The 21338-nt window shown below is 68.5% G+C and carries 20 protein-coding genes; 6 read left to right on the top strand and 14 right to left on the bottom strand.

The window, feature by feature from the left end; translation table 11 throughout:
• Positions 1-11: 11 nt before the first annotated feature.
• On the bottom strand, positions 12-1139 hold the full coding sequence (locus tag VFG40_RS12000) for a glycosyltransferase family 2 protein (RefSeq protein WP_324897728.1): 1128 nt from the start codon (positions 1137-1139) through the stop codon (positions 12-14).
• 495 nt (positions 1140-1634) lie between these two features.
• Here VFG40_RS12000 and VFG40_RS11995 point away from each other — a divergent pair, with 495 nt between their 5' ends.
• The gene (locus VFG40_RS11995; protein ID WP_324897726.1) at positions 1635-2294 is read left to right on the top strand and encodes a J domain-containing protein; all 660 of its coding nucleotides are present in this window, start codon (positions 1635-1637) and stop codon (positions 2292-2294) included.
• 241 nt (positions 2295-2535) lie between these two features.
• On the opposite strand, the gene VFG40_RS11990 is transcribed toward VFG40_RS11995, so the two are convergent.
• The 5 genes from VFG40_RS11990 to VFG40_RS11970 all read right to left on the bottom strand — a co-directional run bounded on the left by VFG40_RS11990 (position 2536) and on the right by VFG40_RS11970 (position 10645).
• Complete coding sequence (locus VFG40_RS11990; RefSeq protein WP_324897724.1) at positions 2536-5589, bottom strand: hypothetical protein; 3054 nt, start codon at positions 5587-5589, stop codon at positions 2536-2538.
• A 66-nt stretch (positions 5590-5655) separates the two neighbouring features.
• Entirely contained in the window at positions 5656-7056 is a 1401-nt protein-coding gene (locus VFG40_RS11985) for a TIGR03013 family XrtA/PEP-CTERM system glycosyltransferase (RefSeq protein WP_324897722.1), read from the bottom strand.
• Between the two features lie 447 nt (positions 7057-7503).
• Positions 7504-8568 (bottom strand): SDR family oxidoreductase, encoded by a 1065-nt coding sequence (locus VFG40_RS11980; RefSeq protein WP_324897720.1) that lies wholly within the window; start codon positions 8566-8568, stop codon positions 7504-7506.
• Positions 8568-9845, bottom strand: coding sequence for a Vi polysaccharide biosynthesis UDP-N-acetylglucosamine C-6 dehydrogenase TviB (gene tviB / locus VFG40_RS11975; protein ID WP_324897718.1), 1278 nt, complete (start codon positions 9843-9845; stop codon positions 8568-8570). Before tviB ends, VFG40_RS11980 begins: the two co-directional genes overlap by 1 nt.
• A gap of 146 nt (positions 9846-9991) precedes the next feature.
• Positions 9992-10645 (bottom strand): TMEM175 family protein, encoded by a 654-nt coding sequence (locus tag VFG40_RS11970; protein WP_324897716.1) that lies wholly within the window; start codon positions 10643-10645, stop codon positions 9992-9994.
• A gap of 172 nt (positions 10646-10817) precedes the next feature.
• Between VFG40_RS11970 and VFG40_RS11965 the strand changes: the two genes are divergently transcribed.
• From VFG40_RS11965 to VFG40_RS11955, 3 genes are all read left to right on the top strand, one after another.
• On the top strand, positions 10818-11594 hold the full coding sequence (locus tag VFG40_RS11965) for a ferredoxin--NADP reductase (RefSeq protein WP_324897714.1): 777 nt from the start codon (positions 10818-10820) through the stop codon (positions 11592-11594).
• A gap of 93 nt (positions 11595-11687) precedes the next feature.
• Positions 11688-12173 (top strand): DUF456 domain-containing protein, encoded by a 486-nt coding sequence (locus tag VFG40_RS11960; RefSeq protein ID WP_324897711.1) that lies wholly within the window; start codon positions 11688-11690, stop codon positions 12171-12173.
• Between the two features lie 100 nt (positions 12174-12273).
• The gene (locus tag VFG40_RS11955) at positions 12274-14046 is read left to right on the top strand and encodes a DUF885 domain-containing protein (protein ID WP_324897709.1); all 1773 of its coding nucleotides are present in this window, start codon (positions 12274-12276) and stop codon (positions 14044-14046) included.
• 49 nt (positions 14047-14095) lie between these two features.
• On the opposite strand, the gene trhA is transcribed toward VFG40_RS11955, so the two are convergent.
• Both trhA and VFG40_RS11945 read right to left on the bottom strand, forming a co-directional pair.
• Positions 14096-14761, bottom strand: a complete 666-nt coding sequence (trhA, locus tag VFG40_RS11950; RefSeq protein WP_324897707.1) for a PAQR family membrane homeostasis protein TrhA — start codon at positions 14759-14761, stop codon at positions 14096-14098.
• Positions 14762-14882: 121 nt separating this feature from the next.
• Positions 14883-15314 carry a hypothetical protein gene (locus VFG40_RS11945; RefSeq protein ID WP_324897705.1) on the bottom strand — a complete coding sequence of 144 codons (432 nt, stop codon included), beginning with the start codon at positions 15312-15314 and terminating at the stop codon, positions 14883-14885.
• Positions 15315-15587: 273 nt separating this feature from the next.
• Here VFG40_RS11945 and VFG40_RS11940 point away from each other — a divergent pair, with 273 nt between their 5' ends.
• Complete coding sequence (locus VFG40_RS11940; RefSeq protein WP_324897703.1) at positions 15588-16253, top strand: energy transducer TonB; 666 nt, start codon at positions 15588-15590, stop codon at positions 16251-16253.
• Between the two features lie 405 nt (positions 16254-16658).
• On the opposite strand, the gene VFG40_RS11935 is transcribed toward VFG40_RS11940, so the two are convergent.
• The 6 genes from VFG40_RS11935 to VFG40_RS11910 form a co-directional block, all read right to left on the bottom strand.
• Positions 16659-17669 carry a zinc-binding alcohol dehydrogenase family protein gene (locus VFG40_RS11935; RefSeq protein ID WP_324897701.1) on the bottom strand — a complete coding sequence of 337 codons (1011 nt, stop codon included), beginning with the start codon at positions 17667-17669 and terminating at the stop codon, positions 16659-16661.
• A gap of 118 nt (positions 17670-17787) precedes the next feature.
• Positions 17788-18177, bottom strand: a complete 390-nt coding sequence (locus tag VFG40_RS11930; protein WP_324897699.1) for a hypothetical protein — start codon at positions 18175-18177, stop codon at positions 17788-17790.
• A 41-nt stretch (positions 18178-18218) separates the two neighbouring features.
• Entirely contained in the window at positions 18219-18407 is a 189-nt protein-coding gene (locus VFG40_RS11925; protein WP_324897697.1) for a CPXCG motif-containing cysteine-rich protein, read from the bottom strand.
• Between the two features lie 94 nt (positions 18408-18501).
• On the bottom strand, positions 18502-19023 hold the full coding sequence (locus tag VFG40_RS11920) for a PIN domain-containing protein (RefSeq protein ID WP_324897695.1): 522 nt from the start codon (positions 19021-19023) through the stop codon (positions 18502-18504).
• A gap of 98 nt (positions 19024-19121) precedes the next feature.
• Positions 19122-19580 carry a PA2169 family four-helix-bundle protein gene (locus tag VFG40_RS11915; RefSeq protein WP_324897693.1) on the bottom strand — a complete coding sequence of 153 codons (459 nt, stop codon included), beginning with the start codon at positions 19578-19580 and terminating at the stop codon, positions 19122-19124.
• 183 nt (positions 19581-19763) lie between these two features.
• Positions 19764-20477 (bottom strand): HAD family hydrolase, encoded by a 714-nt coding sequence (locus tag VFG40_RS11910; protein WP_324897691.1) that lies wholly within the window; start codon positions 20475-20477, stop codon positions 19764-19766.
• A 187-nt stretch (positions 20478-20664) separates the two neighbouring features.
• On the opposite strand from VFG40_RS11910, the gene pncA reads away from it, so the two are divergent.
• On the top strand, positions 20665-21315 hold the full coding sequence (pncA, locus tag VFG40_RS11905; RefSeq protein WP_324897689.1) for a bifunctional nicotinamidase/pyrazinamidase: 651 nt from the start codon (positions 20665-20667) through the stop codon (positions 21313-21315).
• The last annotated feature ends 23 nt before the right edge of the window (positions 21316-21338 follow it).

Raw genomic sequence — 21338 nt, 5'->3', positions numbered from 1 at the left:
GTGACATGCCGTCACCACAGGTGCAGCCGCCGCTGGCGCAGGAAAGTGACCAGGGCCCACCCGGCGTAAAGATTCAGATAGAAGAACCCGACACTCACCCGCACCGGCAGCCAGCGGCCCGCCCCTGGCCAAAGTCGCGCCAGCAGCACCAGCGTGGCTGCCAGCAGCAAACCCGCGAACGCCACGGCGCAGAGCAGATGATCTCTTGCAAGCGCCGCCGAACTGCATGCCTGGGCCAGCAGCAGCCAGGGCGCCAGCAGGCGCAGCAGCTTGTGGCTGACGAACCGGAACCACAGCCGGTTCTGGCGCGGCGACAGGAGCCACGGCGCGAGCTGAAGCAGCTGGTAGTTGCCCGAGAGCGTGCGGATCTTCCGCCGCTGCTCCTGTGCCGGCTGATCGGACGGGCAATCCCATGCCTGCGCGCGCGGTTCGAAGATGACCCGCGCTCCGGTTCGGGCCGCGCGCATGGGCACCAGCACGTCGTCGAGCACCGTGCCATCGGGCAGCGGCTGGAACAGCGCGCGCCGGATGGCGTAGAGGGCACCACTGACACCCACCGTGGAATCGGAAAGACTCTCGCAGCGGCGAATCAAGGTCTCGTAGCGCCAGTAGGCATCCACGCTGCAGGCGAAGCCCGTCGCCGGATCCTCGAAGCACAACGCGCCGCCGGCCACGCCAATCGACGGGTCGGCGAGGTTGGCCACCAGCTGGCGCAGCGCGTCCGGCGCAAGCCGCTGCCGCACGTCGATCATCAGCAAGATGTCGCCCCGCGCGATGGCGACGGCGTCATTGAGGCAAGCGGCCTTGCCGCGGCGCTGCGGGAACTCGAGAACCCGCACCCGCGAATCACCCCACTGGCGGCAGCGTGCGGCCGAATCATCGGTGCAGCCATCGCAGGCGACGACGATCTCCAGCAGCTCGGGTGGATAGTCCAGGGAGGCAAGGTTCGCCAGCCGTGCGGGCAGCTGCGCGGCGCCATCGTGCACCGCGAAAACAACCGTCACCGAAGGAGTCATCGCCTCGCGGCGGATCGGGCGTGGGCGCCAGCGGGCCATGGCCATCACCCACAGCGGATACCCCGCAAAGACGTACAGCAGCAGCACGGTGCTCAGCCAGAACACGATCTGCAGGGCAGTCATGTCATTCACGACCCAGGCCGCCGGTCTCGATCAGAGCGCCGACCACGCTGCCCCTCGGGTCCTTCGTCCGGAAAACGTTCTCCGCCCCAGGCCAGGCGGGCTTCCGGTGCCCCACTGCCCACGTGGCATCCGTGCCGGAGGTCGGGACACGGCGACCCCGGAAAGCAGGGCATGCACGCAGACGCGCGCCAGGCACCGGTGGCGCAGCACGCCCCGGTGAGGCAGCCATGGCATCCCCCTTGCTCATCCCCTGCTCCCCCTGGATCCAAACCGCTCACACCGGCCCTCCGCTCCCGGAGGGGATGCCTATTGTGTGATGGGTATCTCATTTTATGATGAAAACGGTGGGCGGCAGTATCGCCAATAACCCTCGGCGCTGGCGCGTGTCCTGCGGCCAGGGCAGGCACCTCGCCCGGGCGCGGCAATAGCCGGGGTGATCGGCCGGACCAGGACTAGTCGATGCGCGCCGGTCAGCGGTGGGCACTAGGGGAGCGGATGTCAACGACCACCGGCTACATCGCGCTTTATCGCCTGCTCGGGGTGCGCCCGAACAGCAGCGTCGACGAGTTGCGCCGCGCCTACCGGCGCCATGTCGCCACGCTGCATCCCGATCGCACCGGGGATGCCTCGCTCCAGCAACTTTCCGAGTTGCAGCAGCTCAACGCCCTGTACAGCGCGGCGCTGGATTTTCATCGCCAGCACGGGCGCCTGCCCGGCGCCGCCACCGCGCGAAGCGTATCGCCTGCCCCTGCCGAGCCGGCCGCGGAAACAGACCACCCGACCTTCTCGGCGGGCGGCAGGCGCTGGCTGGCAGGTGTCACGCTGTGCGTGGGTGCAGCGATCGTGTGGAGTGCGCGCCCGGGGCGTCCACAACCGTCGTCGGCCGAAATGGATTACCCGAATCAGTTACCGGCGCCGACCCGCGCCCGCGCCGCCATTGCCGGCGCTGCCGGCGCGATCCGCATCGGCAGCAGCATCAATGATGTGCTGATTCTGGAGGGGCGCCCGATCTCCATCGACACGGGGCGATGGGATTACGGCCCTTCCTGGGTCCGGATCGAGAACGACAGAGTGGTGGACTGGTACAGCTCGCCCCTCCGCCCGCTCCACCTGGCTCACCAGGGCGAGGCATTCAAGGAGGACGGCGGGCGCTGAGAGCTTTTGACGGGCCACGCACTGCTGCCGGCCGCCATTCATGCCTTACGCAAGCACGCCGGCTGCTGACGAGCCGGCGCCAGACCTGCCCGGCGCGGCTGCGTCGTGCTCGTGAGGAGCGCCTTCCGGGTGGGCCCGGCGACCCCTGCCCGAAGGCCGGTCCGCGACTCCCACCACCCTTCGGGACGGGTGTCGCCTCAGCAGCGGATGGCCCCGACAGACCCCGCCGGTCCCGGGCCGATCAAGTCCCTGGCTTGTATGGCTTGGGATCGGAGACAGGCAGGGTGCTGATCGGCAACGTGGTGTAGACCGGCTTAGCTTCCTGCACTGCCCCCGACCCGTTCACGTAGAAGCCGAGGACGCCCTTGCCACTGGCGACAACCGTTCCACCGGAGGTGATGTTTATCGTTCGCCCACTGCTCTGCGAGTTCACGGTGACGCTGTAGCCCTGAAAGGGTTTCAGCTCGGTCACCAGATGATGCGCTGCCTCGGCCGGGACGAAATAGGCGATGTCGCTTGTCACTGCCGTGTCCGCCGCACCAGCACTGTTGATGAGCACGGTGACTCCGTCGGCCGCAGCCACCCGCACACCAAGCACGTTGCCCTTGTTGATGATGACGGCGCTGGTTGCAGCGACCTTGGCGGGCGACGATGAAAGATCGAAGACGGTCAGCCATTGCTGCGTGGTTGCCGGCGCAGCCGGCCTTACCTGGAGCTGCCACGCCTTGGCCGGATTGCTGGAAGGGTAGAGCGCGGCGATGCTGGTCGCCGCGTTTGCGGGTATGACCGTGGTGATGGCACCGGCGAATGCGCCGTTAAAAGTCACGTCAAAGCGACGGCTGCCCGAGGCGGAACCGGCAGCGACCGGGTTGGCGGGGAAATGCCAGGCCATGAACTGGTCCAGGCTGGTACTGCTGGCAGCAGTGCGGTCATGCACGATGACCGTGGACGGCCGCAGGTACGTGATCTCGCGCGACCACCCCGTCACCCCCTGCCCCAGTGCTCCGCCCGACGCGCGATACATGTCCTCGATGTGGCTGGCGCGCACGTAGACGTAGTCGGTCCCGTCCTCGTACGCGGTCACCCTGGTGCGTACGCCATCGTCCTCCGTCGTCCTGGCCCCCTGGCCGTAGGCCGTGGCGACGTTGCTACCGCTGATATTGCGCACGTAGAAGACGTTGTAGAGCTGCCGATTGCCGTTGAAGACGCTGCCGTTGAAGCTGCCGTAATTGTCGGCATAGATGCGGTCCTCGTCGGCCGTGCCGTTTGGCTCGTGCACCAGCCAGCCACTGGCGTTGAGGAGCAACGGCGTGCGACCGCGCACCAGCGCGAGCGACCCCTGGTCGAAATATTGCTCCCCCTGCGCCGGGTTGTTGACGTAGGGGCCGGCGCGAAACGACATCCAGACCGCTGACGTGCCCCAGTCCGAACGCGCCGACACCGCGCCCATTCCGCTGGCCAGGTAGGACAACGGCTGGGTGTCGAACGCGGTGGAGCCTGCGCCCGGATCGATCTCGAGGAAGGCCAGCCACGGCGCAGCCGGGCTGTAACTGCCGGTAGCGCTCGCCACTGCCGCTGTGTAGGCACGGAACGCGGTGGCGAGGGGCGAGTTCCAGTAGGTGATCTCCCCCAGCACCTGCTGGAACATGCCGGCCTGAGCGGTGCCCGGCGGCGTGCTGCCACCATTGGATCGATTGGTGTCGCGGTCATCGATGTAGTCGCGCGATGGCCAGGTGAAATGAAGCAGGTAGCTGGCGCTGTCTACTGGATACGGATAGCCCGCGCTCGCATGAACCAGGTCGGTGCCGGTCGCCGTCTTCACCTCGCGAGCGGGCAGGCTCATGTTCTGGATGCCCAGCGGCGCATAGTTGCCGAATCCTTCCGGCCAGCCGCCGCCCGCCAGATGCTTCGCGTAATACGGCTGCACCCGGACGCCGTACTGGTTTCCGTACCAATCGTTCCACTGCGCCTGCGCCGAGGGATTCTCTCCGAACGTCCCCAGCGCAATCACCGCCTTGGCATGGAAATACCCGGCGTAGTAGTTGCTCTGCGGGTGCTCGTACTCGAAGTCGGCGCAGCCACCGGGCGCCTCCCAGGCCGTGAGCCAGGCATTCGCGGCGGTATACACCTGGGTACGCTGGGCGCTGGTCAGGCGGTCGTAGACCCAGTCGTATCCAAGGCCGTAACCCACTCCGTAGAAGCGGATGCCATAGCCGCTGTCGGTGCAGGGATCGGCTCCCTGCTGACTGGTGGGGGCGGACATCTTGACCAGGATGTCGACCGCCTTGTCGCCATACCTGGCCGCAGCAGTCGCGTCGGTGGATTTGAGCACCTGGTAGCACATGCCCTCGGCCAGCAGCGCCGGCAGGTAGTCCTCGCCCTGATAGCCCGAGCCCAGATTGGGCTTGTCCGGATACGCATTTCCACCCGGGAAGCTGACGCTGCCACCCACGTAACTGTCGCAGGTGGCCTTGAGCGCCTTCCACTGCGCGGTGTTGGACGCCGCGCGCTGGCGCAGCGCAGTGAGCGTGGCCGCATCCAGGATCAGGCGCGGATGTGCCGATGCGATCGCCGGCGCCACCGCTGCGACGCGCACTCCACCGACCGAGGCTGCCTTGATGGAGCCCGTTGCCGTCACGTCTTTGGTACCGGCCGCAGCTACCGTCAGGGCGGGTGACACCGCGCCGCCAGCGCCAGCGCCGGCGCCTTGCGCCACGAACCCGCCCATCGGCGCGGATGCGCCGGAAACCATCATTGCCCGTGGACCGGCTGCGCGGCAGCCTGCCCTGTCTGACGCCGGTAGCTGCACCCCCGACGGATCCATGCATTGAACAGCCGCATCCTTGCGCGCCGCGACGTCCGTCGCACTCATGCCCGGACTGCTGCCGTCGTCTCCGACAACGACATCGCGAGCGGCATCGGCCGGTGTGCCGGCAACCGGCTCGGCAAACTGCCCGGCATGGGTGCCCGCACCCGTGCTCGAGCCGACACCCGGCGCTGGAGTCCCCTCTTCCGTGGTGCTGCCGGCGGTCAACAGCCCGGCGGGCGACGTCCACGGCCCCGAAAACAGGCGGGTATAGAACGCTGGCCGGGCCACGCCCGCCAACGCCAGCGCTGCCAGGAACAATCCGCCAATACCTGCGACGACGCGCCAGCGCCTCTGGCGGCGCTGCACGAACGAGTATCGATCAGAGGCGGGTGCAGGGGAGGGCATGGGCAGTCCGATGGTCTTGTCGCGGGCGCCGGGGCATGTCCGCGATCCTTGCGAAGAGAGGGCTGACAACAGGCGCAGCATGCGCCTGTTCAAAACGTTACGCACGGTGCCCTGTTGAGCCGCCACGCCCCGCAGGGGACGGGCCGATCAGCGGGCGCCGCGACCGAACAGCACCACTTCCACGGTCTGGATCAGGATCAGCAGGTCGAACAGCAGGTTGTGGTTCTTGACGTAGTACAGGTCGTACTTGAGTTTCTCCGCCGCATCTTCGTCCGAAGCGCCGTAGGCGTAGCGCAGCTGGGCCCAGCCGGCGAGCCCGGGCTTGAGGCAGTGGCGCACCTCGTAGTAGCGGATCTTGCGGCTGAGGTCGGCGACGAACTGGGGACGCTCCGGCCGGGGGCCGATGAAGCTCATTTCACCTTTCACCACGTTCCACAGCTGCGGCAGCTCGTCCAGCCGCGTCTTGCGGATGAAGCGACCCACCCGCGTCACGCGGTCGTCGTTCTTGCTGGCCCAGCGGGCAATGCCGTCGCGCTCGGCGTCGGTGGCCATGCTGCGGAACTTGTTCAGCCAGAACGTCTTGCCGCGCGCGCCCACGCGCTCCTGCCGGTACAGGATCGGCTGGCCGGCACCGGACTCCAGCCGGATGCAAAGGGCGGTCAGCAGCATCAGCGGCCAGGTCAGCAACAGCACCACGACCGCCGCGAGCAGGTCGAAGCTGCGCTTGCTGAAGCGGCGCAGCAGGGTGGAGTCAAAGCCGCCGGAAAAGACCAGCCAGGACGGATCGGTGAACGAAAGCTGCAGCCGCCCCGCCTCGCGTTCGACAAAGCTGGTCAGGTCGGTCACCCCCACACCGAGCTGGCGCAACTCCAGCAGGTCGGACATCGGAAGGTTGCCGCGGCGGTCCTCGACACCCACCACCACTTCGTCCACTTGGCGCTCGTTCACCCACTCCAGCAGCGAGCGCTGCGGATCGAGCAGGTAGTCCTGCGGCACGCAGATGGCTTCAGAGGCACGCGGCAGGAAGCCGACCACGTTGAAGCCGCGCCGATCGGCACGGCGGCGCATGCGACTGTGCACTTCGGCGGCGCGCGGGCCAGCCCCCAGGATGAGGATACGGTGCTTGAGCCCTTCCACTTCGGTCAGGCGCTGGAATAGCAGCCGGAAACAGGTCAGCAGCACGAAACCCACCACCAGCGCGATGCCAAGCACGCCGCGCCCGACGTAGGTCCAGGGCAACGCGTAGTACACGACCACGACCATGATCGTGCCCAGCCCGAAGCCGACGGCCTGCCTGGCCATCAGCCCGAACCAGCTGGTGCGCATGTTCAGCTGGTACTGGCCCAGTGCGGCCAGACCCAGCATCAGCACCACCGCAAACACCAGCGAGCGGGAGACCAGCGATCGAGTGAAACGGGCCAGATCTTCCGGCGCTCCGGCATAGCGCAGCCGCGCCGCCACGTAGAGTGACGCGCTCAGCAGCAGCAATTCGATGACGGAAAGGGCCAAAAGCCAGCGCAGACCGCTGTTCTTCGAAGAGCGAAACATGGCAACCCCCTGTACCGGCGGGCGTTCCCTACGCGGCCGGGCAGGCATCATATTGCCAACTTCATCACAAAATCCAGCTACATCGTTTGCTAGCGCCGCAGCGCCATCCAGCCGTCAGCTCGTCTGTGGCAGCCGGCCGGGTTGCCGACCTCCTCCGGGAGACTGGTGACAGAACTCGCGGTGCGGCCGCCGCACCAGCGAAAGCCCGCGGGACCGGGGCCTCATGCCGACCAGCGCCCGCTTGGGCGGACGATCTTCGCCCCAGCGGGCCCCGCGACCTCCCGGCTCCGGACAGACGGCCGAGCGCTGCGCAATGCACCCAAAGCCCGCCGTCGCGCCTCGCGACGGAAAGGATCAAGACCGATGACCTCGCGCTTTGAGGCGTCCAGCAACGGGAAGATCTCTTGCCAGCGCGTCACGCCCGACGCGCCGCACCGCCGGCTGGTGTCAGCCGCCCTGCCGGGCGATGAATTGCAGATACCACGGCATCGCGTCGAGCAGTCCATCGGTGATGGTATGCGTGGGCGCGAAGCCGAGATGGCGCGACGCCAGCGAGATGTCCGCCAGCGAGTGGCGCACGTCGCCGGCGCGGAAATCGCGGTAGACCGGCCGGCGCTCGTAGCTCACGCCCTGATTCCGCAGCCCCGCGACGAGCGCATCGAACAGCTGGTTCAGGCTGGTGCGCTGGCCCACCGCCACGTTGTAGACGCGATCCCTGGCGTCCGCCGTCGACAACGCAGCCAGCAGGTTCGCCTGCACCGCGTTGGCCACGTGGCAGAAATCGCGGGTGGTCTCGCCGTCGCCGTTGATGAACAGGTCATCGCCGCGGATCAGCGAGGCGATCCACTGCGGGATCACCGCGGCGTAGGCGCCGTCGGGGTCCTGCCGGCGACCGAACACGTTGAAGTAGCGCAGGCCGATCGCACCGAAGCCGTAGCAGCGCGCGTACACCTCGGCATAGATTTCGTTGACCAGCTTGGTCACCGCGTACGGCGACAGCGGCTTGCCGATGCGGCTCTCCACCTTGGGCAAGGTGGGTTCGTCACCGTAGGTGGCGCTGGAGGCGGCGTAGGTGAAACTCGACACGCCCGCGTCGCGCGCGGCGGTGAGCATGTTCAGAAAGCCGGTCGCGTTGGCCGCGTGCGAAGCCAGCGGGTCCTCGATCGAGCGCGGCACCGAGCCCAGTGCTGCCTGGTGCAACACGTGGGTAACGCCTTCGCAGGCCGCCTGACACTGTTCGAAGGAGCGGATATCGCCCTCGATGAAGCGGAACCGCGACCATGCCTGCGGCCCCACCACGTCGCGCACTTCGTCGAGGTTGCGCTGGTAGCCGGTGGCGAAGTTGTCCAGGCCCACCACCTGCTGGTCCAGCCGCAGCAGTGTCTCGAGCAGGTTCGAGCCAATGAATCCGGCCACACCGGTGACCAGCCAGGTGCCCTGATTGGCACGCACGCGCGCCTGCAGCTCGGCGGGGATGAGCGCGCTGGAGCTTTCCGCGTTGGGCTTGTCCATCACAGCCTCCCGTCCACCGCGTCGCGGGGAAGGACGTACTTCACGTCGTAGACCACCGCGCCCTGGCGCCCGAACGCGCGCACGCCGTCAGCGCCCAGGGCGATGAACTGGTGATGGGCGACTGCCACGATCACCGCGTCGTAGCTGCCTGGCTTCGGCTCAACGACGGGGCGCAGGCCGTATTCGTGCTCGGCCTCGTCGGCATCCACCCACGGGTCATGCACATCCACGTCGGCGTTGTAGCCGTGCAGCGCCTGCACGATGTCCACCACCCGCGTGTTGCGCAGGTCCGGGCAGTTTTCCTTGAAGGTGAGGCCGAGGATCAGGATCCGCGCGTGCACCGGGTTGATGCCCTTGCGCACCATCAGCCGGATCACCTCGTTTGCCACATAGGCACCCATGCCATCGTTAGTGCGCCGGCCGGCGAGGATCACGTCCGGGTGGTGGCCGATCTCCTGCGCCTTGTGCGTGAGGTAGTACGGATCCACGCCGATGCAGTGCCCGCCCACCAGGCCGGGACGGAACGGCAGGAAGTTCCACTTGGTGCCCGCTGCCTGCAGCACTTCGAGCGTGTCGATGCCGAGCTTGTTGAACAGTATTGCCAGGTCGTTGACCAGCGCGATGTTGAGGTCGCGCTGGGTGTTCTCGATCACCTTGGCCGCCTCGGCCACCTTGATCGAGCTGGCGCGGTGGGTGCCGGCGGTGATGATCGAGCCATAGACACGGTCCACGAATTCGGCCACTTCGGGCGTGGAGCCGGAGGTCACCTTCAGGATGGTCGTCACCCGGTGCTGCTTGTCGCCCGGGTTGATTCGCTCGGGGCTGTAGCCGGCAAAGAAGTCCCGGTTGAACGTCAGACCGGAGACGCGCTCCAGAATCGGCACGCAGACCTCTTCGGTGCAGCCCGGGTACACGGTGGACTCGTACACCACGATGTCGCCGGCCTTGAGCACGCCACCAAGCATCTCGCTGGCCCGGATCAGCGGGGTCAGGTCCGGCCGGCGCGCAGCGTCGATCGGCGTCGGTACCGTGACGATGTAGAAGTTGCACGAGGCGAGATCCGGCAGGCTGGCGCTGAAACGCAGCTGGCTGGCGGACGCCAGCTCGGCCCGATCGACCTCCAGCGTGGCATCGTGCCCGTTGCGCAGCTCATCGATACGAGCGGCGTTGATGTCGAACCCGACGGTCGGGAACTGCTTGCCGAACTCGACCGCCAGCGGCAGACCCACATACCCCAGCCCCACAATCGCGATCCTTGCCTGCTCGATCTGGCGCATACCGTCCCCCCTGAGTCCCCTTGGATGCGGCGCATCATAGCGGCCCCGGCCGCGGTTCGGTCGTGCGTGTGCGCGACGCGGCCCGCGCCAACGCCCCTCCCCGGCGCGACGCACCAGCCGAAGGCGTCAGCAACCGGCGGCTGCCGTCATCGGTCGGGAGCAGCCGCTCCGTCCGCGGGCGCGCCGCGGGCGGCCCAGCGCCGGCCGACAGCCAGCGCCACCGCGACCAGTGCCAGCACGGAGGCGGCCACGTTCAGGCCGGCGTGCAGCAGGCCCGCTGCCGCGATCAGGGCCGGCGCCATCAGCAGTCGCAGCAGCCAGCTCAGGGCGATCCGGCGATCGAGGTCGGGGGCGAGATGGGCCACGAAGGCCAGGTACGCCCATAGCAGCGCGGCGCTGACGTAGGTCGCGCCGGTCGCCGTGAAGTACACCTGCATGACCTGCGGCCGGGCCTGCATGTGTTCCAGCGAAAAGCGAATGGCTACCGGCAGCAGCGCCACGCAGGCAAGCAGCAGCAGGTTCAGCGCGGTCCCCACCACGTTGATGTCGCGCAGGTGCGCGAACATGCGCCGGTGGCTCAACCAGACCCCGCCGGTCAGCACGAAACTGATCAGGTACAGCAGCAGCGGGCGCGCCCACGCCTCCCACAGGCCGTGGCCCTCGACGAGCTCCGGGTGCAGCTCGATCGCGGACAGGGTGATGGCGATGGCGAAGACGCCGTCGGACAACATGATCACCCGGTCCAGATGACGTTGCCCGACGTGGTGCTCCTCGACCGGCAACTCGCCGCGCTTGGCCATGCTCGTGCTCCCCTGTTGATCGGTGTGCCGCGCATCATGCGACATCGGCGGCCCGGTGGCGCGCTCGAAGCCGCTCCGGGCTCGCGCTATGCTATGACGCTGCCCTGCCTGCGCGGCTCCGCCGCGCCCACCCCGCCAGGGCAAGCATCCCCACGACCGAGAATGCAAGACCATGGTGGCATTGGCGAGCGAGCGCGTCATCGACGTGCAGCACTGGAACGACACCCTCTTCAGCTTCCGCACCACGCGCGATCCCGGCTTCCGCTTCGAGAGCGGGCACTTCGTGATGATCGGACTGGAGGTCGACGGGCGCCCGCTGATGCGCGCCTACTCGATCGCCAGCGCGAACTGGGAGGAACACCTGGAGTTCTTCTCGATCAAGGTACCGAACGGCCCGCTGACCTCGCGCCTGCAGCATCTGAAGCCGGGCGATGCGGTGATCGTCAGCCGCAAGCCGACCGGCACGCTGGTGCTCAACGACCTCAGGCCCGGCAGGCACCTGTACCTGCTCGGCACCGGCACCGGGCTGGCACCGTTCCTGAGCATCATCCGCGACCCGGAAACCTACGAGCGCTTCGACAAGATCGTGCTGGCCCACGGCGTGCGCCACGTCAGCGACCTTGCCTACGCCGACTACCTGCAGCATGAGCTGCCGCAGCACGAATACCTCGGCGAGCTGGTGCGCGAAAAGCTCATCTACTACCCCAGCGTCACCCGCGACGCGTTCCGCAACCAGGGCCGCATCACCGATGCCATCGTCGACGGCCAGATGAGCCAGACGCTGGGCTTGCCGCCGCTCAATCCCGAGACCGACCGGGTGATGCTGTGCGGCAGCCCGGCCATGCTCGAGGACCTCTGCGCCCTGCTGGACGGGCGTGGTTTCCGGGCGTCGCCGCGTACGCGCGAGCCGGGCGACTACGTGATCGAACGGGCATTCGTGGAGAAGTAAGCCGTCCCGACGCCGCGCGGGGGCGTCGCCGTCACGCCCGGCGCGATAGGGTCGGCCACTCGCCGGCGTGGCGATCGACCCGAGGGAGACCGCATGCTCGACATCGCGCTGTACCTGCTCGCCGCCGCACTCATGCTGGGTGGGCTGGCCGGGACGATCCTGCCGGCGCTGCCGGGCATTCCGATGATCTTCGGCGGCATCTGGCTGGTCGCCGCCGTGGACGGCTACCGTCACCTCGGCCTGTGGTGGCTGCTGGGCATCGCTGCACTGGCCACCGCCGGCGTGGCGATCGACTTCGTTGCCGGCGCGCTCGGCGCCAAGCGTGTGGGCGCAAGCCGCCGCGCCCTCTGGGGTGCGGCGATCGGCACGGTGGCGGGAATGTTCTTCGGCATTCCCGGGCTGCTGCTGGGCCCGTTCCTGGGTGCCCTGGCCGGCGAGCTGATGGCCGGCACCAGCGTGCTGCGCTCGACCCACGTGGGCATCGGCACCTGGACCGGCCTGCTGTTCGGCACCCTGGTCAAGCTGGTGGTGTCGTTCGTCATGCTGGGGCTGTTCGCCCTGGGCATGCTGGTCGGCTGAGCGGCGGGCGGCGGGCGGCGCGGCCGCGACCTTCGGCACATGGTGCATGCCCGGCAGCCGCATTACGGTCACGCCACGCCCACGCTGCCGAGATCTGCGCATGTCCACCCGCCTCGCTGTCGCCCTGACCGCCCTGCTCGCCGCTGCCGGGCCGCTGCACGCCCAGGCCACGACACCCACGTGGATCGCACGCAGCAACGCCGACTCGCGACTGCTGCTCGACCCGATCGCCCGCTTCAGTCCCGAGTTCGCCTCGCAGATCGGCGTGGCCGGTTACGACGACAAGGTGGCGGACCTGCGCCCGGGCGTGGACGAGCGCTCGCGCGCCGCCCTGGTCGACGCCCGGACCCGGCTGCAGGCGCGCCTGGCCGACGAGAAGGACCCGCAGGTGCGCCAGGATCTGCAGATCCTGATCACCGCGGCAACCCAGCAGATCGAGGGCATCGATCTCAACGGCAAGTACCTGCTGCCCTACAACGACGTGGGCGAATTGATCTTCAGCGGCGAGTTTGCGCTGCTGAAGGACGACGTCGCCCCCGCGCGCCGTGCCGCCGCCCGCACGCGCCTGCAGTGCTATGTCGGGCAGGCGCCCGGCTGCACGCCGATGATCGAGCTGGCCGAACAGCAGACGCGCGCGCGTCTGGACCGGAAGGGTCTGCTCGGCCCGTACCGCGGCGAGGTGGAACAGCAACTGGCAAACACCGCGCGCTACGCGAAGGGGATCCGCCAGCTGTTCGCCAAGTACAAGCTGGACGACGCCGAGGGCAAAGCCGCACTGGACGCCCTCGATGCCCAGCTGACGACCTACGACGCCTGGGTGCGCCGCACCGTGCTGCCGCGCGCGCGAACCGATTTCCGCCTGCCCGAGCCGCTGTACGCATACAACCTCGAGCAGGTCGGCATCGACATTCCGCCGCAGCAGCTGATCGGCCAGGCGCAACTGGAGTTCGTCGAACTGCGCGGCATGATGCAGGTGCTGGCCCCTGCCGTGGCCAGGGCCGAGGGAATCGACGCGACCGATTACCGCGACGTGCTGAAGGCGCTGAAGAAACAGCAGCTGGGCAAGGATCAGGTGGTGCCGTGGTACCACGAGGTGCTCGGCCGCATCGAGCAGACGATCCAGCGCGAGCGCATCGTCACCCTGCCCGAACGCAAGATGCAGATGCGGCTGGCCTCCGATGCCGAGGCAGCGCAGGTTCCCGCACCGCACATGGCGCCCCCGCCGTTCATCAACAACCACGGCGAGCAGGGCACGTTCGTGCTGACCATGGGCAACCCGTCGGCCACCACGGGTGGCAGCGATGCGTACGACGACTTCACCTTCAAGGCGGCCGCCTGGACGCTCACCGCGCACGAGGGGCGACCCGGCCATGAGCTGCAGTTTGCGGCGATGGTCGAGCGCGGCGTGTCGCTGGCGCGCAGCCTGTTCGCCTTCAACAGCGTCAACGTCGAGGGGTGGGCGCTGTACGCGGAGTCGGAGATGCTGCCGTACGAGCCGCCGGCGGGCCAGTTCATCGCCCTGCAGAACCGGCTGATGCGCGCGGCGCGTGCATGGCTGGACCCGATGCTCAACCTCGGCCTGATCACCCCGGAGCGGGCGCACGAGGTGCTGGTGCATGACGTCGGTCTGTCCGAGGCGCTGGCGCGGCAGGAGATCGATCGCTATACGTTCGATTCGCCCGGCCAGGCCACTGCCTACTTCTACGGCTACATGCGCTTGCAGCAACTGCGCCTGCAGACCGAACAGACCCTGGGCCCCGCGTTCGACCGCAAGGCGTTCAATGATTTCGTGATCAGCCAGGGCCTGCTGCCCCCGGCGCAGCTGGCCGAAGCAGTGCGCACCCAGTTCGTGCCGGCACAGCGCAAACCCTGAAGGGTTCGAACCCGGCATCGCGGCACCACCGCGCAGCCGGTCGAGCCACTCAGACGGGGTCGGGGATCACGTAAAGCAACACGGCCAGGTAGTGCAGCACGCTGCCGGCGAGCACGAAGCAATGCCACACCGAGTGGTGATACGGCAGCCGTCGCCAGAGATAGAACGGCACGCCCAGCGTGTAGGCCAGGCCGCCGGCGAGCAGCAGCACCATGCCGCCGGTCTGCAGGTGCGCCATCAGCGGCTTGAACGCGATCATGCCGATCCAGCCCATGCCGATGTACAGCAGCACCGACAACTTGCGGTAACGCTTGAGCGGACCCAGCTCCAGCACGCTGCCCAGTGCAGCCAGCGTCCACACCGCGATGAACAGGCTCCAGCCCCAGCGACCCGGCAGCGCGATCAGGGTAAACGGCGTGTAGGTGCCGGCAATCAGCAGATAGATCGCGATGTGGTCGAGCGTGCGCAAGACCGGCTTGGCCGCCGGCACCGGTACCGCGTGGTAGAGCGTGGAGGCGGTGTACAGCAGCACCAGCGTGGCGCCGAAGACGGCGCTGGCGAGCACGTCGCGCGCCTCGCCATGCTGCGCGGAGACCGCCACCAGCACCGCCAGCCCGGCAATGCTGAGCACGATGCCGATGCCGTGCACGACGCTGCTGGCGAGCTCGTCGGCAAACGCATATCGCGCGGCAACCACCGTTCGCCCTGCCGTCATCCGTCCTCTCCATCGGCCCCGGGAAGAGGCCTTCTTGCAACGCACCATAGCGCGGCGCCCGATGGCTGCATACCGCCGCGCATGGTCGCCGCAGCAGCCATGACGGCCGCCGAGATGCGCGTCACTCGATGATGAAAGCGCCGAACGCCACGCCCAGGTTCCAGCCACGCCCCTTGCCGCTCAGCGCCAGCGACACGCTGCCCTTGGTGACCACCTGCGCGTCGGCCGATTTCTCGGCACCGGCATGGGCTTCGGCATTGGCGTAGTGGCCCTTGATGTCGGCGATGCTGTCGACCCCGGTGAAGCGGCCGATGCCGTGGTCTACCTCGGTCTTGCCGAAGGTCAGGCCGCCGCCCTTGGCACGCAGCCGCACGTGCATGCTCTGGCCGTTGCTGCAGGTCACCGTGCCGCTGCCGGTGGCGGTCTTGTAGAAGATCGACCAGCCCTTGAGCTGGAACGTCATCTTGCACGACAGGTCCCGCGCCTGCACCGCCATCGGCAGCGCCATCGAGCCGAGCAGCAGCGCTGCGGCGGCATAGTTGCGGATGTTCATCGCTCTTCCCTTGGCTGAGGCCGGCGGCTGCCGGCGGCGCCATTCTGCCTGCAACCGACGCCCGTGCCGTCATCGTCGTGCGGGTTGCCGGCGGCAGGCGCCATGGGTCGGGTTCACGGGCAATGGTTTCAGTAGCAACAAATAGACGTCCAGACGTCCGCTTGCGCCACCCATGACTTCCGGCATAGGCTGCAGGCGCGCCTCCCGCGATCCCCACTGCCACGGCAGCGCGGCGGCGCCACAACCCGCCCATCGCTCGTCAGGAGGTCGCCCATGTCGTCCCCGTCCCTGGCTGTTGCTCGTCGCCCCCATCCCGACCACGTGCGGATCGCCGCATTGAGCGTGGCGATGGCCCTCAACCTGATGATCCTGCTCGCAGCCCTGCGCCCACTGGCGCCACGCCTGATGACCCTGTCACTGCCCACGCCCGTGCCGACGCTGCGGCTGATTCCCAAAGAGCCACCACCGCCACCCGCGCCACCGATGCTGGAGATCAAGCCGTTGCCGGCCACGCCGGCGCCGACCCCGGTGACCCGGGGCAAGCCCGCGCCGGTGACGTCGCCGGCGGTAACTGTCATCGATGAAGGAAACGTTGCTGCGCCGCCGGTAACCACGCCGACGCTGGCGCCGCCCCGGGCACCTGCGGCCGTCGCTGCGCCGATCGAGGCCAGCCTCGGCTACCGTCGTGCACCGCTGCGCTTTCCGCCGCTGGCGCTGCGCCAGCGCATGGAAGGCACCGTGCTGCTGCGGGTGCTGGTCGACGAGCGGGGCCAGCCGGTGGACGTGGTGGTGGAGCAGAGCAGCGGCTATCCACTGCTTGATCGCAGCGCCCGCTCGCAGGTGCTCGAGGGCTGGATGTTCCAGCCGGCGGTGGTCGGCGGTCGCGCCGTCAAGGCGTGGGCGCGCGTGCCGGTGACGTTCCAGTTGCGCGGCAGCTGACGAAGGGGCTGGCGGCCGGCCGCATGCCGGCCGCCAGCGGATCAGCGGGCAGCCTGGGCCGGATCGCGTGGCCCGCACCACCAGCCACGCCAGCGCCCCGAGCAGCAGCGCCGGCACCAGTGCCGGCACTAGTGCAAGCGCCGCCAGCGGCAACACGATCACCAGCACCAGCGCTCCCAGCAACAGGCCGACGGCGCCCGCCAGCAGCCCGAACAGGCCACCAAGCACGGCAAACGCCAGCTTGAACACGAAGCCGACCAGGGCAGCGGCCAGCCACACGGCGCCGCAGACCAGCGCCACAGCAGTAAAGGTGATCATCGACGGCTCCTCCTGCAGTGCCGCAGGGCACCACGTAGCCCTGAGATGCCGCCGCGCGCGCGAAGGTTGCAACGCGCGGCGAATGCCTCAGAAACCTTCGAGCACCAGCTTGCCGATGGTGCTGCCGCTTTCCAGCTGGGCATGGGCACGGCGCAGGTTCGCCGCGTTGATCGGTCCCAGGTGCTCGCGCTGGGTATGGCGCAGGGCGCCGGCATCGACCAGGTCGGCCACCTCGTCGAGGATGCGGTGCTGGGCGAGCATGTCGTGCGTGTGGAACAACGAGCGGGTGTACATGAACTCCCAGTGCAGGGAGATGCTCTTGCGCTTCATTGCGCGGATATCCAGCGGCGTGGCCGGATCGTCGATCAGGCCCAGCCGGCCCTGCGGATTGAGCAGCTCGACCAGCGCGTCGTAGTGCTGCTCGGTGTGCGTGAGGCTCATGACGTAGTCGATGCCGTCCGGCGCCACGGCGCGCACTGCCGCCACCAGATCGTGTCGATGGTCGACCACGTGATGCGCGCCCAGCTCGCGCACCCACGCCTGCGTCTGCGGCCGCGAGGCGGTGCCGATGACGGTCAGGCCGGTCAACTTGCGGGCCAGCTGCACCGCCATGGAGCCGACGCCGCCGGCGGCACCGACCACCAGCAGCGTGCCGTGCTGCACCCCGCGTGCCACGGCCAGCCGGTCGAACAGCAGCTCCCAGGCGGTAATGGAGGTAAGCGGCAGGGCCGCAGCCTGCGCGAAGTCCAGGCACGCCGGCTTGCGTCCCACGATGCGCTCGTCCACCCGCTGCAGCTGCGCGTTGCTGCCGGGTCGATCGATGGCGCCGGCGTAGAACACCTCGTCACCCGGCTTGAACAGGCTCGCCTCCGGACCGGCCGCGACCACCGTGCCGGCTGCGTCCCAGCCCAGCACCTTGTCGGAGCCGGCGGGATCGGCGTTCTGGCGGATCTTGGTGTCGACCGGATTGACCGATACCGCATGGACGCGCACCAGCAGATCGCGCCCGGTGGGTGCGGACGGATCGGGCAGGATCACATCCACGAGGCTCTGCTCGTCGGTGATGGGCAGTGACTGGCGATAGGCGACGGCTTTCATGATGGCTCCGGGGAGTGAGGGCACAGAGGACAGGGTCGGAGGCTGGCACGGGGCGCATCGTGACCGCCCTGGCGGGCAACCGCCCTGGGGGCGGCCGCCAGCGGATATTGAAGCGCGCTCAGGCGCCGGGAGTGCGCCCGCGCCGACGACGCAAGCGATCGGCCAGCCACCAGGCCGCCAGCACGCCCACCGCCACGCCCACCAGCTCGCAGAACGCTCGTGTACCGAGGTTGTCCGGATCGTGTACCTGCGCCAGCTTGGCGCGCAGCAGCTGCAGCGACTGCAGGCGGGCGAAGTTGAAGTAGAACAGGTTGCCGAGGTCGGCACCGCCGCTGAGGATCAGCGCCAGCAGGTAGGACCAGCCGATGGTGCGCGCATCGCTCCAGCGATAGCGCCGACCGATCGCGTGAAACAACGCGTAGAACACCGCCCCGGCAAGCGCGGCGATGGCCCCCGCCTGCAACCCGCCGACGAAGCCGTAACCCATCCACGACTGGTCATACGGCACGGCGCGACTCCGCGGGCAGGAGCGCGACGACGGCCGGATGCTCAGGCGTCATCCTGCGACCCCGCGCTGACGCTGACGCTGCCGTCCGGGTCGACCTGCACCGCGACCTGGATCGGCCGACAGCACACCTGGCAGTCTTCGACGTAGCTTTGGCTGTCCTCGGCCGGCTCGATCAGGATCTCGATCGGCTCGCCGCAGTAGGGGCAATGGATCATGACGGCGTCCAGCATGGGCATCTCGCAGTTCGGGCCAGGCAGCGATTGAATCACACCGACGTGGCCGGCTCAGGCCATGCGACTCCGTGGAACGCGGCAGCGCAGGAACTCACTCCGCGGCGGCCCGTTGTGCATCGACGGCGCCTGCGAGCAGCGCGGCCGTCCACTGTGGCGGCTGCAGTATCTCGAACAAGCCCGCCTTGCGGGTGCGGCGGTTGAGCTTGTACAGGTGCCGGTCCTTGCTTAGCAGCCACGGCGCGCCGCAGGCCAGTGCCAGCTCCATGAACTTCTGGTCGTCAGGATCGCGGCAGCGCGGCAGCGGCGCCAGCGTGTCCGCCGCCGGCAGGCCGACCAGCGTTTCCACCACCTCATCGAACCGCGCGCGCAGGCCGGCACGCTGGTCCGGTCGCACCGGCACGCTCGGGTATTCCAGTACGCGCAGCCACTCGTTGCGGCAGGGCTCGTCCGTCACCGCGCGCACCAGGCCGCGATCAAGTGCCGCGGCCAGCGCGTCGCAGTGGCGGTCGTGGAACAGGAACAGGTCCAGGCACACGTTGGTGTCCAGCACGATGCGCGGCACGGCGCGGCTGGCGGCAGGGGGCATGGGTGTCGGCACGGCGGAAACGGTCACGCCGCGCACTGTACACGCCACCCGCGCCGTCCGAACGAACACGGCCCCGCCATGCGGGGCCGTGCGCGTGCATCACGGGCGACTGGCGCCGATGGTGCTCAGTGGTTCTGGTGCAGGGCGTGCTTGAGGTCGCGCATCTGATCGTGGCCGGTCTTGACCGACACGTAAGCCTGCATGATCACCGAGCGGGTCGGCGGGCTCAGGTCGTCGTCCTTGAGCGCGTCTTCGAACTTGGCCTTGATGTGGTCCTCGCCGCGTTCGACTTCGTCGACCACCGCGGTATCGCCGGAGCTCAGCGAATTGCGCAGGTTGACGAACATGCGGTGGGCGCGGGCCAGTACGGTGCCGTCGTCGTCCGGCTTGGCGCCGAGCATGCGCACCTGCTTCTGCAGCTGGTTGGTGACCTGGGCGCGCTCCTGGGCGCGGCTGGCGAAGGTGGTGGCGAAGCGGGTGTTGTCGGCGTCCTTGGCCGCCTCCTCGTAACCCTCGGCGCTGTCGATGGTGGTTTCGATCAGGCTGTTGAGGACCTTGACGTCGTGGTCGGTGCTGTTGCTCATGGGAACGAACTCCTGGGCAGTAGGCGACGCTCGGGCAAGCGTCGGGCGAACGGGGATATTCGCTGAGCACAGGTTGCGCGGTCGGCCTCCCAACGGCCGTGAATTACGCGCCAGCGCCGCTTTCATCTATGTGTGCACTCGCGTTCGCCTGCGTCACGCTGCTGAACCGCGCGCCGCATGCGTTCAGCCGGCGCGCTCGCGCAGCGCGGCCACCGCGGCGGGGATCGCCTGTGCGCTGGCGGCGAGCGCCACGCGCGCGTGGTCTTCCTTAAGCCCGTGCTCCAGCTCGTGGCTCCAGGTGACGTGGTACGGCACGTGCACGCCCCAGCCGCCCAGCCGCACCACCGGCTCGATGTCCGAACGCAGCGAGTTGCCCACCATCAGGAACTGCATCGGCGCGACGGCGAATTCGTCGAACAGGCGCCGGTACGTGCCGATGTCCTTTTCCGAGACGATTTCGATGCGGCGGAACAGGTCGGCCAGTCCCGACTGCGCCACCTTCTTCTCCTGGTGGAACAGGTCGCCCTTGGTGATCAGCACCAGCGCATGCTCGGCAGCCACCGCCTCGACCGCCGCGCGGATGCCCGGCAGCAGCTCCACCGGATGCTGCAGCACGCCCTTGCCGATCTCGATCACGCGGTGGATGTCGGCTGCGCTGATGCGTGCCCCGGTCACGGCGATGGCGGTCTCGACCATCGACAGCGTCATGCCCTTGGCGCCGTAGCCGAACAGCGCGAGGTTGCGCCGCTCGGTGCCGAGCATGTCCTCGTGCACCCGGCGGTCTTCCAGGTCCACATACCGGCCCACGATGCCCGCGAACGCGGCGTTGGCCTCCTGGTAGTAGCCCTCGCTGTGCCAGAGCGTGTCGTCGCCGTCGAAGCCGATCATCGTGATCATGGGGATCCTCGCAAGGTCGCTGAACAGTCCCGCAGCGGCACCGGCCGGTGGGCTTTCGTCACCACCGCGGATGCGGACAAGGCGGCGATTCTCGCAGAATCCAACTGTCCCGCGCCGGGCGCGCAAGCCACTCGCCCCGGTGCGGGCGCCGCGGCATCATCGGCGTCCCGCATCTCCCGACCCGCTCATGCCGAACCTCGACCTCTCCCGCGCCGCGCTCATCGTGATCGACCTGCAGCCGGACTTCATGCCCGGCGGCGCCCTGGCCTGCCACGACGGCGACGCGATCGTGCCGGGCATCGACGCACTGCTGCGCGCGGGCCGCTTCCGCCACGTGGTGGCGACGCAGGACTGGCACCCGCCGGGCCACGTCTCCTTCGCCAGCGGCTACCCCGACCAGGCGCCGTTCGGCGAGATCGAGCTGTACGGGCACCCGCAAACGCTGTGGCCGGACCACTGCGTGCAGGGCAGTGCCGGCGCGCAGCTGCACCCGGGCGTGGACTGGTCGGCGGTGGATGTGGTGATTCGCAAAGGCAGCGATCCGCAGGTGGACTCGTACAGCGCGTTCCAGGAAAACCACGGTCCCACCGGCACCCGGCCACGTACCGGGCTGGCCGGCTGGTTGCGCGAGCGCGGGCTGGATACGGTTTATCTGTGCGGCCTGGCGCGCGACGTCTGCGTCATGTGGAGCGCCCAGGACGCCCAGCGGCTGGGTTTCCGCACGCACGTGCTGTGGGACCTGACCCGTCCGGTGACGCCCGCCGGCGATGCACCCACCCGCGAGGCGTTGCGGCGTGACGACATCGCGCTGGTCGAGGGCTCCACGCTGGCGCCCTGACCGGCTGTGCTAGCGTCGATCGC

Origin of the sequence: Dyella sp., assembly GCF_035685805.1 — a bacterium.
Taxonomy (GTDB): domain Bacteria; phylum Pseudomonadota; class Gammaproteobacteria; order Xanthomonadales; family Rhodanobacteraceae; genus Dyella_A.
This window is presented reverse-complemented; position numbering and strand designations above follow the sequence as displayed.